The organism is Bradyrhizobium tropiciagri (assembly GCF_018130545.1).
Lineage (GTDB): Bacteria > Pseudomonadota > Alphaproteobacteria > Rhizobiales > Xanthobacteraceae > Bradyrhizobium > Bradyrhizobium tropiciagri_A.
Genome location: NZ_JAFCKF010000001.1, coordinates 429,249 through 443,589, shown reverse-complemented (window position 1 = coordinate 443,589; position 14,341 = coordinate 429,249). Strand labels below are relative to the sequence as shown.

The 14,341-nt window shown below is 65.2% G+C and carries 12 protein-coding genes; 7 read left to right on the top strand and 5 right to left on the bottom strand.

The annotated features are described in order from the left end of the window. The first annotated feature begins 187 nt into the window (after nucleotides 1–187). Nucleotides 188–1,684: an aldehyde dehydrogenase family protein gene (locus JQ616_RS02135; RefSeq protein WP_212011870.1), complete on the top strand. Its 1,497-nt coding sequence runs from the start codon at nucleotides 188–190 to the stop codon at nucleotides 1,682–1,684. A gap of 263 nt (nucleotides 1,685–1,947) precedes the next feature. Here JQ616_RS02135 and JQ616_RS02130 read toward each other — a convergent pair whose 3' ends face one another. Next, nucleotides 1,948–2,331 carry a winged helix-turn-helix domain-containing protein gene (locus tag JQ616_RS02130; RefSeq protein WP_212011868.1) on the bottom strand — a complete coding sequence of 128 codons (384 nt, stop codon included), beginning with the start codon at nucleotides 2,329–2,331 and terminating at the stop codon, nucleotides 1,948–1,950. Between the two features lie 102 nt (nucleotides 2,332–2,433). On the opposite strand from JQ616_RS02130, the gene JQ616_RS02125 reads away from it, so the two are divergent. Together JQ616_RS02125 and JQ616_RS02120 are read left to right on the top strand one after the other, a co-directional pair. Beyond that, complete coding sequence (locus JQ616_RS02125; protein WP_212011865.1) at nucleotides 2,434–3,561, top strand: alkene reductase; 1,128 nt, start codon at nucleotides 2,434–2,436, stop codon at nucleotides 3,559–3,561. A 139-nt stretch (nucleotides 3,562–3,700) separates the two neighbouring features. Then, on the top strand, nucleotides 3,701–4,216 hold the full coding sequence (locus JQ616_RS02120) for a GFA family protein (RefSeq protein WP_249136331.1): 516 nt from the start codon (nucleotides 3,701–3,703) through the stop codon (nucleotides 4,214–4,216). A gap of 65 nt (nucleotides 4,217–4,281) precedes the next feature. Here the strand turns inward: JQ616_RS02120 and JQ616_RS02115 are convergent, their stop codons facing one another. Next, nucleotides 4,282–4,578, bottom strand: coding sequence for a hypothetical protein (locus tag JQ616_RS02115; protein WP_212011864.1), 297 nt, complete (start codon nucleotides 4,576–4,578; stop codon nucleotides 4,282–4,284). Between the two features lie 231 nt (nucleotides 4,579–4,809). Here JQ616_RS02115 and JQ616_RS02110 point away from each other — a divergent pair, with 231 nt between their 5' ends. Next, the gene (locus tag JQ616_RS02110) at nucleotides 4,810–6,474 is read left to right on the top strand and encodes a thiamine pyrophosphate-binding protein (protein ID WP_212011862.1); all 1,665 of its coding nucleotides are present in this window, start codon (nucleotides 4,810–4,812) and stop codon (nucleotides 6,472–6,474) included. 149 nt (nucleotides 6,475–6,623) lie between these two features. On the opposite strand, the gene JQ616_RS02105 is transcribed toward JQ616_RS02110, so the two are convergent. Beyond that, nucleotides 6,624–8,009, bottom strand: coding sequence for an LLM class flavin-dependent oxidoreductase (locus JQ616_RS02105; protein WP_212011860.1), 1,386 nt, complete (start codon nucleotides 8,007–8,009; stop codon nucleotides 6,624–6,626). Nucleotides 8,010–8,245: 236 nt separating this feature from the next. Here JQ616_RS02105 and JQ616_RS02100 point away from each other — a divergent pair, with 236 nt between their 5' ends. The 3 genes from JQ616_RS02100 to JQ616_RS02090 all read left to right on the top strand — a co-directional run bounded on the left by JQ616_RS02100 (nucleotide 8,246) and on the right by JQ616_RS02090 (nucleotide 12,280). Beyond that, nucleotides 8,246–9,631, top strand: coding sequence for a M20 family metallopeptidase (locus JQ616_RS02100; RefSeq protein ID WP_212011858.1), 1,386 nt, complete (start codon nucleotides 8,246–8,248; stop codon nucleotides 9,629–9,631). Between the two features lie 282 nt (nucleotides 9,632–9,913). Further along, nucleotides 9,914–11,200: an MFS transporter gene (locus JQ616_RS02095; protein ID WP_212011856.1), complete on the top strand. Its 1,287-nt coding sequence runs from the start codon at nucleotides 9,914–9,916 to the stop codon at nucleotides 11,198–11,200. A gap of 234 nt (nucleotides 11,201–11,434) precedes the next feature. Next, complete coding sequence (locus tag JQ616_RS02090; RefSeq protein ID WP_212011854.1) at nucleotides 11,435–12,280, top strand: IclR family transcriptional regulator; 846 nt, start codon at nucleotides 11,435–11,437, stop codon at nucleotides 12,278–12,280. On the opposite strand, the gene JQ616_RS02085 is transcribed toward JQ616_RS02090, so the two are convergent. Next, entirely contained in the window at nucleotides 12,277–13,785 is a 1,509-nt protein-coding gene (locus JQ616_RS02085) for a tripartite tricarboxylate transporter permease (RefSeq protein ID WP_212011852.1), read from the bottom strand. The two genes, JQ616_RS02090 and JQ616_RS02085, sit on opposite strands and share 4 nt — an antisense overlap. A 7-nt stretch (nucleotides 13,786–13,792) precedes the next feature. Further along, nucleotides 13,793–14,278 carry a tripartite tricarboxylate transporter TctB family protein gene (locus tag JQ616_RS02080; RefSeq protein ID WP_212011850.1) on the bottom strand — a complete coding sequence of 162 codons (486 nt, stop codon included), beginning with the start codon at nucleotides 14,276–14,278 and terminating at the stop codon, nucleotides 13,793–13,795. Nucleotides 14,279–14,341 lie beyond the last annotated feature (63 nt).

The window sequence follows — 14,341 nt, the reverse complement described above, 5'->3', positions numbered from 1 at the left end:
TCTCCGGACACATATGTGGCTGAGGTTGAGAATCTATCGTACCATGCACGCAGGCGCATGGGAGGTTTTCATGCTTGCCGCCCTCGACAACGCTTGCTCGGCTTTACGGTTTCGCGCCTGCGCTGTAGAATTGTGGATATAACGCTTCCAAAACACCTCAGCCGAAAATTTGACAGGGAGTGCAAACATGGCTGTTTCGCAGGCTATTCCGATCACGCGCCATCCTTACGCCGACGGCTCCTACAAGAAGATGCTGATCGACGGCAAATGGATCGACGCCGCATCCGGCAAGAAGTTCGAGACGCATAACCCCGCAACCGGCGAGCTGCTCGCGACCGTCGCCGAAGGCGATGCCGAGGATATCAACCGCGCGGTCGCAGCGGCGCGCCGCGCGTTCGAAGGGCCGTGGAGCAAGGTGAAGCCGTTCGAGCGGCAGAACATGCTGCTCAAGCTCGCCGAGCTGGTCGAAGCCAATTTCGAGGAATTGTCCCAGCTCGACACACTCGACATGGGCGCCCCGATCAGCCGCACCCGCGGCAACAAACTGCGCGCACTCGGGATGCTGCGCTACTACGCGGGACAAGCCACCGCGATCCATGGCGAGACCATCGAGAACTCGCTGCCCGGCGAGATCTTCTCCTACACGCTGAAGGAGCCGATCGGCGTGGTCGGCGCCATCATCCCCTGGAACGGGCCGCTGACTGCATCGATCTGGAAGATCGGCCCGGCCATCGCGACCGGCTGCACCGTGGTGCTGAAGCCGGCCGAGGAATCGCCGCTGACCTCGCTGCGCATCGGCGAGCTCTGCATGGAGGCCGGCATTCCGCCCGGCGTCGTCAACGTCGTCCCGGGCTATGGCGAGACCGCGGGTGCTGCGCTTGCCAATCATCCCGATGTCGACAAGGTCGCCTTCACCGGCTCGCACATCACCGGACAATCGATCATCCGCGCCTCGGCCGGCAACCTCAAGCGGGTCTCGCTCGAGCTCGGCGGCAAGTCGCCGGATATCGTGTTCGCCGACGCCGATCTCGATGCGGCGGTACCGGGCGCCGCGATGGCGGTGTTCGCCAATTCCGGTCAGATTTGCAGCGCCGGCACCCGGCTGTTCGTCGAGCAGAAGGTCTATGACGAATTCGTCGGCCGCGTCGCCGAGTTCGGCAAGAAGCTGCAAGTCGGCAACGGCCTCGATCCCAACACCCAGATCGGGCCGCTGGTGTCGAAGGATCAGCTCGACCGCGTCTCCGGCTATCTCGACATCGGCCAGAAGGAAGGCGCCAAGGCGCTTGCCGGCGGCGGCCGCCTCACCGAGGGCGCGCTGTCGAAGGGCTATTTCGTGCAGCCGACGGTGTTCGCCAATGTGCAGGACAACATGCGCATCGCGCAGGAGGAGATATTCGGACCGGTGATCTCGGCGATCTCGTTCAAGGATCCGGACGAGCTGATCAAGCGCGCCAATGCCACCACCTTCGGCCTCGGCTCGGGTGTCTGGACCACCAATGTCAGCAAGGCGCACCAGGTCGCGAAGGCGCTTCGCGCCGGCTCGGTCTGGGTCAATTGCTATCAGGCGATGGACCCGGCAGTGCCGTTCGGCGGCTACAAGATGAGCGGCTACGGCCGCGAGTCCGGCAAGCAGCACGTCGAGGAGTATCTCAACGTCAAGGCGGTCTGGATCAAGACGGGCTAGGGCCCGCTCGCTGCTTCACCTCTCCCCGTTTGCGGGGAGAGGTCGCCGCGCCCTTGCGCGGCGGGTGAGGGGGCACAGGTCTCAACGATCGGCGCGCCCGCGGAGGGAAGCCCCTCACGCCAATACCCGCATGATTTCGGAATATTAGAAGAATATCCCTGAGTTGCCCGACGTGTCAAGCTGCGGTGCCGGCCGCCGCCGGCTACTTTGCATGGGGTTGTTTTCGATTATTTTCGCAACGCGTCCCTGCGACGGCCTTGCCCTTACCGCCCGGCGGCCTTCTTCGGCTTGCCGATGTCGCTGCGCAGCGCCTCGAGATCCTTGCGCACGGCGGACGCCGCATCGCGCTCGATCTTGCGGTAGCGCGCCACCAGGGAGAGCCCGAACGGGGTGAGCGCCGCGCCGCCGCCGTTCTTGCCGCCGGTCTGCCGCTCCACCGCGGCCTGGCGGCAGATGCGGTTGATCTCGTCGACCAGGTCCCAGGCGCGCTTGTAGCTCATGTCCATGGCGCGGCCGGCGGCCGAGATCGAGCCGCATTCCTTGATCTGCTCGAGCAGCAGGATCTTGCCCGGTCCGATCCGGTCTTCGGCATCGAGATCGATGCGGACGCTCAATGAGGGGAGCAATGTGGCGCTCTGTTTCGACATGGCAAGCCTGCTAGTCTGTTCGGTAGATTGCCACTACCTGCTTTTGCGAACAAGATGAACCCGTGAGATAACGGGACATCACAAAGAATAATCGGGGTAGGTATGAATTCTCGGTCGCTGTTTTCGCCGCTCAAGGTCGGTCCCTATGAGCTGAAGCATCGCGTCGTGATGGCGCCGCTGACGCGGATGCGGGCGGCGCGGCCGAGCCTCGCGCCGCGGCCGATGAACGCGGAATATTACGCGCAGCGCGCCACGCCGGGCGGCCTGCTGATCGCGGAAGCCTCGCCGGTGGTTGCCACCGGCTTCGGCAATCCCGGCGTCCCCGGCATCTACAGCGAGGCCCAGATCGCGGGCTGGCGCGAGGTGGTGGATGCCGTGCACGCCAAGGGCGGGTTGATCTTCCTGCAGCTCTGGCACGTCGGCCGCGTCTCGCACTCCTCGTTCCAGCCCGGCGGTGCGCTGCCGGTGGCGCCGTCGGCGGTCGCGATCCCCTCCGAATTCAAGTGCATGACGGCGGACGGCAAGGTGGTCGACTACGAGACGCCGCGCGCGCTCGAGACCAATGAGGTCGCGCTGATGGTCGAGGCCTACCGGCAGGGCGCGAAGAATGCGCTTGCCGCCGGCTTCGACGGCGTCGAGATCCATGGCGCCAATGGCTATCTGATCGAGCAGTTCCTGCAATCGCGCAGCAATCAGCGCACCGACCAGTATGGCGGCTCGGTCGAGAACCGTGTCCGCTTCCTGCTGGAGGTGGCGCAGGCGGTGACCGAGGTGTGGGGCGCCGACCGCGTCGGCGTGCGGCTCTCGCCCTATGGCATCGCGAACGGCAGCGGAGAGGCCGACCCGATGCCGCTCTACAGCCACGCCATCAAGGCGCTGGACAAATTCGGGCTCGCCTATCTGCATTTCATCGAACCGCGCGCCTCGGGCACCGGCCGCGCCGAGGTCGATTGGCAGAACGTGCCGTCGGCGATGGTGCTGTACCGTCCGATGTGGAGCGGCGTGCTGATCACGGCAGGAAATTTCGTCGGGGACAGCGCCGCGAGCGCGATTGCGGAAGGCCATGCCGATGCGATCGCGTTCGGTCGCTACTTCATCTCCAACCCCGATCTGCCGCGTCGGCTGCAACGCGGCTATCCCTTGACCAAGTACAACCGCGCCACCTTCTATGCCGGCGAGGAGAAGGGCTACACGGATTATCCCGAGCACGACGAGATGGCGCAGGCGTAGCTTCGCCGCATCCGGGCTACAATCACTCCGCCCGTCATTGCGAGCGGAGCGAAGCAATCCATATCTCCCGGGTGCGGAGAGATGGATTGCTTCGTCGCTTCGCTCCTCGCAATGACGGCGTGCAAATGGAGCGACCCCGATGTTTCCGGACGACGAGTTCGAGCCGACCAAAAAGCCAAAACCGGTGGCGCTGGCGAAGCCGGCCGCCGGCCAATGCCTGTGCGGCAAGGTGCGGTTCGAGATCGACGTGCCGGCGCGCTGGGCCTGGCACGATCACACCCAGGCCAGCCGTCGTGCCCATGGCGCTGTCTATGCCACCTATGTCGGCAGCTGGAAAAAGCGCTTCCGCATCACCCAGGGCGAAAGCGAGCTGTCGCGCTACGAGGATGCTGCGACCAAGACCGCGCGCAGCTTCTGCGCCAATTGCGGCACGCCGATTTGCTACGAACGCGCGCGGTCACCTCATATGGTCAACATCCCGCGCGCACTGTTCTCGGGGCGCACCGGCCGGCAGCCGCTCTATCACATCGCGATCGAGGAATTGCAGGAATGGGCCTACACCGGCGAGCCGCTCGTGCCGCTGAAAGGCTATCCCGGCGTGGTCTGGCAGCGCTCGAAAAAGAAGAAGCGCAGCGCGCGCGAGGGGATGTTCTAGCGCGTTCGCGGGCGATGCGGCCGCATCATTCGAAAAGGAAGGGGCCGAAGCCCCTTCCTCAGCGCTCACCAGCGGTGCCAAGAGTAGTACCGATGGGGCCAGCGATGCCAGTGGCGCCAGTGGTAGCCGTGACGCCAGTAGTGCCGGTGCCAGCCGCCATAACCACCCCAATACTGCGGATGGTAATAGCCGCCGCCGTAGTAGTGGCGGTGCCAGCAACGGCCCCATTCGTTGCAGATGTAACCGGCAGGGACGACGGCTCCGGCCGCTGGAACATCAATTGGCGTCGCAGACGCGGGGGTGTTGGAGACAGCAACACCGCCAAGTGCGGCGACGGCAGCAAATGCAGAAACGAGTTTCATGAATATCACCTCCTTCAACATCCGTTGGAGGCGATGAATCCGCAGCGGGTTCGGCGCATTACGCAGGTTTAATACCGATCAAGCTTGGTTGAATCGATCTTTGGTGCGGGACTTCGCACCTGCGCGCCTGCGGAATGCAGCCATGACCGGCTGCTCGATTGCTCCGACAGCGCAATTTTGGTCATCTCCTGTGGTTCCGTCGGCCAACGCGCTGCCGGACCTGGAGGGAACATGAAGAACCGCATTACCGGCCGCTCGGCCTTTCTGGCGTTGCTGAAGGATGAGGGCGTCACCCATCTGTTTGGCAATCCCGGCACCACCGAACTGCCGATCATGCATGCGCTCAAGGATCATCCCGATCTCACCTATGTGATGGCGATGCAGGAGAGCCTGGTGGTCGCGATGGCCGACGGCTTCAGCCGCGCCTCGGGCAAGCTGGTCGCCTGCAATGTCCATGTCGCGCCCGGTCTCGGCAATGCGATGGGCTCGCTCTACAATGCGAGCTTCACCGGCACGCCGCTGATCCTGACCGCTGGCCAGCAGGAGCAGGGCCACGGCCTGACCGAGCCGGTGCTCTACGGCCCGCTGGTGCAGATGGCCACTCCCTTGGTGAAATGGGCGGTCGAGGTGACGCGGCTGGAGGACTTGCCGCGCATCGTGCGCCGGGCGGCCAAGATCGCCACCACGCCGCCGACCGGGCCGGTGTTCATCTCGCTGCCCGGCGACATCCTCAACGCAGAGGCCGGCATCGAGCTCGGCCGCGCCACGCGGGTCGACACGCGAGTCCGGCCGTCGGAGGAGTCGCTGAAAGCGCTGGCCGCGCGCATCCTGAAGGCCGAGCGTCCGGTGATCATCGTCGGCGACGAGATCGTTAAAAGCGACGCGCTGCGCGAGGCCGCCGATCTGGCCGAGACGCTGGGCTGTCCGGCCTGGCAATCGTCGACGCCCTATGGTTCGCACTTCCTCTCCGAAAGCCCGAGCTTCATGGGCGCGATCGCGCGGTTGCAAAAGGTCGCCCGCGACGTGCTGGCGCCGCATGATCTGTTGATCGCGCTCGGCGGCGATCCGCTGCGGATGTCGGTCTATAGCGAGGTCGATCCGCTGCCGGATGGGCTCTCGATCGTGCAGGTCGGCCTGGTCGACCATGATCTCGCCAGGAACTACGGCGCTGAGATCGCGGTGAAGGCCGACGTCAAGGAAACGCTGTGCGCGCTGGTGCCGGCGCTCAAGGAGCAGGGTGGTGGCGCGCTGGAGACGCGCGCGAGGCAAGGCCTCGCGGCGCTTGCACCGAAGAACTGGGCCGCGAAGCGCAAGGCGCTGGTCGAGCAGATCTCGAAGGCCAGTCACACTTCGCCGATCGATCCGGACTGGCTTGCGCTGCAGGTCGTCGAGGCGATGCCTGATCACGCGATCCTGGTCGACGAGGGCCTGACCTCGTCGCGGCAGATCATCGCGCTGCGTGCGCATCGCGACCGCTACGGCTATCACGCGCTGGCGTCCGGCGGCATCGGCTGGGGCCTGCCGGCGGCGGTCGGCGTCAGCCTCGCCAATCCAGAGCGTCCGGTGGTGTGCTATTCCGGCGACGGCTCGTCGATGTATTCGATCCAGTCGCTGTGGACCGCGGCCAACCACAAACTGCCGCTCAACTTCGTCATCGTCAACAATGGCGGTTACCGCATCATCAAGCAGCGCCTGCTCGCCTTCCACGGCGACGACAATTATGTCGGCATGGATTTCATCGATCCGCCGGTCGATTTCACCGGCGTCGCCCGCTCGCTCGGGCTCGAGGCGATCAAGGTCACCGATCCGCAGGAGCTGAAGGGCGTGCTGAAGTCCGCGTTCAGCCGCCCCGGCGCGAAGTTGATCGAGGTGATGGTCAGCAATGCGGTGAATTGAGCGGCTGTGCACTCACTTTTTCACCGTCATCCTGAGGTGCGAGCAGAGCGAGCCTCGAAGGATGTGCGGCCCGGCCGGTGGCCGTCGATCCTTCGAGACGCGCTTCGCGCTCCTCAGGATGACGGGACTATCGGCAATGACAGCGCAGCTCACTCCGCCGCAGCGCTACCCTTCACGCGATACCGGCTCGCCGGATGCGTGTCGTTCAGCTTTCTACGTCCCTCGCCGAACAGCTTCTCGCGCAGCGTGCCCTTGGCATACTCTTTCTTGTAGCGGCCGCGCTTGACGAGTTCGGGCACCAGCATGTCGGCGATATCCTCGAAATCGCCGGGCGAAATCGCGAACGCGACGTTGAGGCCGTCGACGTCGGTGTCCTCGAACCATTGCTCGATCTTGTCGGCGACCTGCTCCGGCGTGCCGACCACCACGGGGCCGGCGCCGCCGATGCCGACATGCTCGGCGACCTCACGCACGGTCCAGACCCGGTCGGGGTCGGCGCGGGTGACGTTGTCCATCGCGGAGCGTCCGGCGTCGTTTTGCACGTGCCGCACCTCCTGGTCGAGCGAATAGGTCGAGAAGTCGACGCCGGTCCAGCCCGACATCAGCGCCAGCGCGCCCTCATGGCTGATATGGCTGCGATACTCGGCGTATTTCGCCTTCGCTTCGGCCTCGGTCGGCGCCACCACGATGCACATCATGGAGAACATCAGGATCTCGGCTGCGTTGCGGCCCTTTGCTGCGGCGAGCTCGCGGATCGCCGACACCCGCGGGCCGATCACCTTGGCCGACGGTCCCGACATGAATACGCATTCGGCGTGCTCGGCGGCGAATTGCCGGCCGCGCGGCGAGGTGCCGGCCTGGTAGAGCACCGGCGTGCGCTGCGGCGACGGCTCCGACAGATGGATCGCGTTGAGCCGGTAGTTGGCTCCCTCGTGCTGCACGCGATGCACCTTCTTTGGATCCGTGAAGATGCCGCGTGCGACGTCACGAATCGCGGCGTCATCCTCCCAGCTGCCTTCCCAGAGCTTGTAGACCAGCTCCATATATTCGTCGGCGAGCTCGTAGCGGTCGTCATGCGCGGTCTGCTTGTCCTTGCCGGCGCCGCGCGCGGCACTGTCGAGATAGCCGGTCACCACGTTCCAGCCGACCCGGCCGTTGGTCAGGTGATCGAGCGTCGACATCCGCCGCGCGAACGGGTAGGGCGGCTCGAAGGACAGATTGCTGGTGACGCCGAAGCCGAGGTTTTCGGTCACCGCGGCCATCGCCGGGATCAGCATCAAGGGCTCGTTGGCCGGGGTCTGCGCCGCGTTGCGCAGCGCCGCATCCGGATTGCCGGCATAGACGTCGTAGACGCCGAGCACATCGGCGAGGAACAGCCCGTCGAACCGGCCGCGCTCCAGCGTCTTCGCCAGATCGATCCAGTAGGACAGCCTGTTGTAGTCCTTGGTGCGATCGCGCGGATGGGTCCACAGTCCCGGCGACTGATGCGCCACGCAGTTCATGGCAAAGGCGTTGAGCCGGATTTGTTTTGTCATTGCCGTAACCTTGGTCGAAAAGCTTGAGCGCCGCGTCGAACGCTGCCCGGATGCCGGGCATCCCTGCATCAACTTGTTGCGACTTCCCACGTTTTGGCAAGGCCCATTCGCGATTCACGCCCTTCCGGTGGCGCGCCGATCCCGATAGGTTGCGCCTCTCCAGAAGCATGATCCGGATGCGCGACGCGGCGTTCCGGTGAGTTCATGCCAAGACACGACCGGACGAAGGGACAATCATGGCGACACGGGCCGACGCAATCGCAAACGCGCGAGAGCATTTTCAATCGGGACAGTTCCTCAGGGAGCTCGACCGCAGGGTCGGCTACCAGACCGAGAGCCTGAATGCCGACAAGGCCGATGCGCTGCGCGCCTATCTGGTGGAGAATCTGCAACCGGCCTTCGCCGAGCTCGATTTCAAGACAAGGCTGATCGAGTCGCCGACCGGCCGCGGGCCCTATCTGATCGCCGACTACCAGGAAGACGCGGCGCGGCCGACCGTGCTGAGCTACGGGCACGGCGACGTCGTCGACGGCATGGTCGGCGAATGGCGCGACGGGCTCAATCCCTGGCAGACCACGGTCAAGGGCGACCGCGTCTACGGCCGCGGCACCGCCGACAACAAGGGCCAGCACTCGATCAACATGGCCGCGCTGCGGGCGGTGAAGCAGGCCCGTGGCGGCAAGCTCGGCTTCAACGCCAAGTTCATCATCGAGACCGGCGAGGAGATCGGCTCGCCCGATCTGCGCGAGGTCTGCGAGGCGCATCGCGAGGAGCTGAAGGCCGATCTGTTCATCGCCTCCGACGGGCCGCGACTCTCGGTGGAGCGGCCGACCATCTTCCTCGGCTGCCGCGGCGGCAACCGCATCCATCTCGACGTCAATCTGCGCGAGGGCGGCAACCATTCCGGCAATTGGGGCGGGGTGCTCGCCAATCCCGCCACGATCCTGGTGAACGCGATCGCGAGCCTGGTCGACGGCAAGGGCCGCATGAAGCTCGAGATCCTCAAACCGCCGCCGATCTCGAACCGCGTCCGTGCCGCGCTTGCCGATGTCGAGATCAAGCCGACGGCAGACGAACCTCAGCTGGCGGAAGATTGGGGCGAGGAGGGCCTGACCGCGGCCGAGCGGCTCTATGCCTGGAACACACTCGAAGTGCTGGCGATGTCGTCGGGCAATATCGACAAGCCGGCGAACGCGATCCCCGGCAAGGCGAACGCGGTGCTGCAGCTCCGCTTCGTGGTCGGCACCAAGTATCTCGAAGTGATCGGCGGCGTGCGCGACTATCTGCACAAGAATGGCTTTCCGATGGTCGAGGTCTCGGGCGCGCAACGCTTCGGCGCCTCGCGCACCGACATGGACAGCCCGTGGATCGACTGGGCGGCGAACTCGATCCGCACCACCACCGGCAAGGCGCCAGCGGTGCTGCCGAACTTCGGCGGCTCGCTGCCCAACGACGTGTTCTCGGAAGGCCTCGGCCTGCCGACGATCTGGGTGCCGCACTCCTATCCGGGCTGCTCGCAGCATGCTCCCGACGAGCACATCCTGCTGCCGGTGACCGAGGAGGCGCTGACCATCATGGCCGGCCTGTTCTGGGATCTCGGCGAGACGCCGCGGAAGGGTTGAGACACGCCCGATATCATTTGCCCGGCAAGGCGCGAAGCGCGTCTTCGCCGTTCGTGCCGGGCATCCACGTGTTGCCCCGTCATCCTGAGGAGCGGCGTCAGCCGCGTCTCGAAGGATCGACGGCCACCAGCGGGGCCGCGCATCCTTCGAGGCTCGCAAGAGCTCGCACCTCAGGATGACGGGGAATGAGTGGCCGGCCGGGACACCTGGTGCAGAAGGCGCGCTTCCTTCCCGGCCATGACGCGTTGTGAGAACACCGCCTGAGACCGCCAAGGAATCTAGATGACCCTATCGACCCCGCTTAACGCCCAGGCCGACGCAACGACCAAGAAAAGCATCACCCGCCTGATTGTCGCGATCTCGGTCGGCAATGCGCTCGAATGGTACGACATCTCGGTCTACGCCTATTTCGCGGTCTATCTCTCCAAGGCGTTCTTCCCGGCCAACGATCCGACCACCTCGCTGCTGCTGACCTTCGGCAGTTTCGGCTTGTCGTTCCTGATCCGTCCGATCGGCGGCATCGTGCTCGGCGCCTACGCCGACCGGCACGGCCGCAAGGCGTCGCTGATGCTGTCGATCGTGCTGATGACGTTTGGCACGCTGGTGCTGGCGCTGATGCCGACCTTTGCAAGCATCGGCATCCTGGCGCCGATCGCGGTGATGCTGGCGCGGCTGGTGCAAGGCTTTTCGGCCGGTGGCGAGTTCGGGTCATCGACCGCGTTCCTGGTCGAGCACATGCCGGAGCGGCGCGGTTTCGTCGCGAGCTGGCAGTTCGCAAGCCAGGGCGTCAGCGGCCTGCTCGGCGCGGGCTTTGGCGCGCTGCTGACGTCAGTGATGAGCCCGGAGGATCTGCAATCCTGGGGCTGGCGGCTGCCGTTCCTGTTCGGGGTGCTGATCGGCCCGGTCGGCATCTACATCCGCAACCATGTCGACGACGCGACGCCGCCGCCCGCGGCCGGGAAGCAGGATTCGCCGGTCAGGGACGTGCTCGCGCGGCAGAAACTCGCCACGATCCTCGCAATCGGCGCGCTCGCGGTGTCGACCGCGGTGAATTATCTGATCATCTACATGCCGACCTATGTGGTGAAGACGCTGAACCTGTCGCCGACGGTCGGGTTCATGGCGGCGCTGGTCGCGCAGACCGCGGTCGCGCTGCTGGCGCCGATCGCGGGCTTCGTCTCCGACAAGATCGGACGCACCACGCACATGATCCTGTTTGCGCTGCTGCTACTGGTCTCGATCTTCCCGGCCTTCCTGCTGCTCACCGGCAAGCCGACGCCTGTCATCATCCTGCTCGGCGTGCTCTGGCTCGGTGTGCTCAAGTCGCTGTATTACGGGCCGCTGGCCGCGCTGATGTCGGAGCTGTTTCCGCCGGCGACGCGCGCGACCGGGCTCGGTCTCAGCTATAACATCGGCGTCACATTGTTCGGCGGCATGGGGCCGATGATCATGACCTGGATGGGCGGCTTCGCGCCGATCGGCGAGCTCGCGCCGGGCTATTATCTCACCGCCGTCTGCATCCTCAGCCTCTATTCGCTGTTCACGATCCGCCGGCTGCGGCTTGCATGATCCGAAAAGTGCGGAGCGGTTTTTCGAGATGATCATGCTGACATGGTGCCTGATTTCGTGAAGCGAAATTCGTATGTCGCGATTGCTGCAGAGCAGCGCAGATTGTTGAAATCAAAGTTTCATCTGACGAAAGTATACGATGTCCGGTGCGCATCATCCGTCCTAGGATGATGTTCGCCGGGCGGGTCTCTTCCCGGTTCAAGGTTTGGAATTGACGGCAAGGAAGGCCAAGGCATGAACGCCTCCACGACTGCGACCGCGCGCACCAGCCGCAAGAGGCTATCACCGGAGCCGGGCCAACCCGATAAGTTCAATGCGATCCAGAAAGTCTGCGCGATCCTGCGCGTGCTGGCGCAGCGCTCGCCGCTGCGGCTGACCGACATCGCCGACACCACCTCGCTGAACAAGGCGACCGCGCTGCGCATCCTCAATTCGCTGATCGAGGAGGGTTTCGTCTCCCGGGTCGCCGGCGCCAAGACCTACGAGCTCGGCCAGGAGGCGCGGGTGATGGCGGTCGGCGCGCGCCGCTCGGTCGACATCGCCGAGCTGGCGCAGCCGAGCCTGCTGCGGCTGTCGGAGCGCTCCGCCGATACCGCGCTGTTGTCGGTACGATCCGGCGTCGAGGCGCTCTATCTGGCGCGCTCGGTCGGCAATCATCCGCTGCAACCGAATTATCTGCAGATCGGCAGCCGCCGTCCGCTCGGCGTCGGCGCCGGCGCGCTGGCGCTTCTGGTCTGGCTGCCGGATGCCGAGATCGAGGCCGTGATCGAGGTGATCGTGCCGCGGCTGGCTAAATCGCCGCGCATCACGCCAAAATTCCTGCGCGAGCGCATCGCGGTGGCGCGCAAGGCCGGCCACACCGTGCTGCTCGACGCCGCATTTCCCGGCATGGGCGGCGTTGGTGTTCCGGTCCGCGATGATGCCGGTGAAGTGGTCGCCGCGCTTTCGATCGGCGCCGCGACCGACCGCATCCGCCGCCGCGAAGCCGAACTCGCCGACATGCTGAAGAAGGAAGCCCAGGTGCTGGCCCGCGCGATGGCCCAGGCGCCGAAGCCTGGGCGCATCGTCAAGATGACCTAGGCCCCTTCATCCAGCGCCACCATCTCGCGCTTCTTGCGCAGCGACGGCAATAACGGGCCGACCAGCAGCACCAGCGCGAAGGCGAGGCAGATCGCCGAGATCGGCCGTTCCACGAAGGTCATGAGATCGCCCTGCGAGAGGATCAGCGACTTGCGCAGATTGTTCTCCAGCATCGGCCCGAGCACGAAGGCGAGCACCAGCGGCGCCGGCTCGTAGCCGAGCTTGCGCATGAAATAGCCGATCACGCCGAACGCGATCATGACGTGGACGTCGAAGACGTTGTTGCTGGAGCAGTAGACGCCGATGATCGTGAACAGGATGATCAGCGGGAACAGCACGTTGTAGGGCAGCCGCAGCAGCTGCACCCACATGCCGATCATCGGCAGATTGAGCACGAGTAGCATCAGATTGCCGATATACATGCTGGCGACGATGCCCCAGAACAGCGTCGGGTTCTGCGAGATCATCAGCGGTCCCGGTTGCAGGCCGTGGATCACGAAGGCGCCGAGCAGCAGCGCCATCACGACGTTCGGCGGGATGCCGAGCGTCATCAGCGGAATGAAGGCGCCGCCGGCCGCGGAATTGTTGGCCGATTCCGGCCCCGCGACGCCCTCGATCGCGCCATGGCCGAACCGCTCCGGATGCTTCGAGAGCCGCTTCTCCAGCGCATAGGATGCAAATGACGCCACCACGGCGCCGCCGCCGGGCAGGATGCCGAGGAAGAAGCCGAGTACCGTGCCGCGCGCCACCGGTCCGCTGCTCGCCTTCCAGTCCTCCTTGCTCGGCAACAGCTGGGTGATCTTTGTCTTGATGATGTCGCGCTTGATCGCCTGCTCGGTGTTGAGCAGCACCTCGGCGACGCCGAACAGGCCCATCACGACGGGCACCAGGCCGATGCCATCGATCAGCTCGATGCGGCCGAAGGTCAGCCGCGGCTGCGCGGTGATGCTGTCGAGCCCGACCAGGCCGAGCACGACGCCGATGCAGGCCATCAACAGCGCCTTCGCCATCGAGCCCTGGGTGAGGAAGGTCAGCACGACAAGGCCGAGCACCATCAGGCTGAAATATTCGGCCGGTCCGAACGCGATCGCGACGCTGGCGAGCGAGGGCGCCACCAGCATCAAGGCGACCAGCGAGAAGGTGCCGGCGATGAACGAGCCGAACGCGGAGATGCCGAGCGCCGGTCCGGCGCGGCCCTGCTTGGCCATCTGGTGGCCGTCGATGCAGGTGACCACGGAGGCGGCTTCGCCGGGAATGTTGACCAGGATCGAGGTGGTCGAGCCGCCATACATCGAGCCGTAATAGATGCCGGCCATCATGATGATGCCGGATTCCGGCGTGCCGGACAGCGTCACCGGTAGCAGCAGCGACATCGCCGAGATCGGGCCGATGCCGGGCAGCACGCCGACCAACGTGCCGATGAAGACGCCGATGAAGCAGTAGAGCAAATTGATCGGCAGCAGCGCGACGCCGAGGCCGTGGGCGACGTTGACGAGTGTATCCATGGGCAATTCAACCGATCTCGAACATGCCGCTCGGCAACTGGATCGCGAGCAGGTGCTTCAGCACCCACCACATCCCGAGCGGGGCAAGGATGGACAGCGGGACGGCCAGCGACCAGCGCACCGGATCGATCACGCGCAGCAGCAAAAGCATCAGCGGGATCGCCGACAGCAGGAAGCCGAGCGGCTCCAGCGCAAAGGCGAATGCGGCGAGGCAGACGATGACGAGCACCGGCTTGCCCCAGCGCATATTCTGCCAGCGCGAGGCGAAAGTCGGCCCACCCTCGGTGACCGCCGCGATCGTGATCGAGACCGCGAACGCGCACATCAGGATGCCGGTGTAGAACAGCACGTAGCCGGAGCCGGGATCGTTGATGGTGCCGAGCTTGAGCTTCAGGCCGGACCAGATCACGAAGAGGCCGAGCCCGAGCCCGATCAACCCGCCCCAGAGCTCGGAGTTGTTGAGGCGGAGTTTGACGTTGGTTTGGTCTGTCATGGGGAGCGCTCGCTCTTGGTTCACCGTCACCCTGAGGTGGCGAAGCGCAGCGTAGCCCTCGAA

Coding starts and splice junctions, on each gene's coding strand:
- JQ616_RS02125 (WP_212011865.1), top strand. CDS start 2,434: ATGAATTCTCGGTCGCTGTTTTCGCCGCTCAAGGTCGGTCCCTATGAG.
- JQ616_RS02135 (WP_212011870.1), top strand. CDS start 188: ATGGCTGTTTCGCAGGCTATTCCGATCACGCGCCATCCTTACGCCGAC.
- JQ616_RS02080 (WP_212011850.1), bottom strand. CDS start 14,278: ATGACAGACCAAACCAACGTCAAACTCCGCCTCAACAACTCCGAGCTC.
- JQ616_RS02090 (WP_212011854.1), top strand. CDS start 11,435: ATGAACGCCTCCACGACTGCGACCGCGCGCACCAGCCGCAAGAGGCTA.
- JQ616_RS02085 (WP_212011852.1), bottom strand. CDS start 13,785: ATGGATACACTCGTCAACGTCGCCCACGGCCTCGGCGTCGCGCTGCTG.
- JQ616_RS02095 (WP_212011856.1), top strand. CDS start 9,914: ATGACCCTATCGACCCCGCTTAACGCCCAGGCCGACGCAACGACCAAG.
- JQ616_RS02120 (WP_249136331.1), top strand. CDS start 3,701: ATGTTTCCGGACGACGAGTTCGAGCCGACCAAAAAGCCAAAACCGGTG.
- JQ616_RS02100 (WP_212011858.1), top strand. CDS start 8,246: ATGGCGACACGGGCCGACGCAATCGCAAACGCGCGAGAGCATTTTCAA.
- JQ616_RS02110 (WP_212011862.1), top strand. CDS start 4,810: ATGAAGAACCGCATTACCGGCCGCTCGGCCTTTCTGGCGTTGCTGAAG.
- JQ616_RS02130 (WP_212011868.1), bottom strand. CDS start 2,331: ATGTCGAAACAGAGCGCCACATTGCTCCCCTCATTGAGCGTCCGCATC.
- JQ616_RS02115 (WP_212011864.1), bottom strand. CDS start 4,578: ATGAAACTCGTTTCTGCATTTGCTGCCGTCGCCGCACTTGGCGGTGTT.
- JQ616_RS02105 (WP_212011860.1), bottom strand. CDS start 8,009: ATGACAAAACAAATCCGGCTCAACGCCTTTGCCATGAACTGCGTGGCG.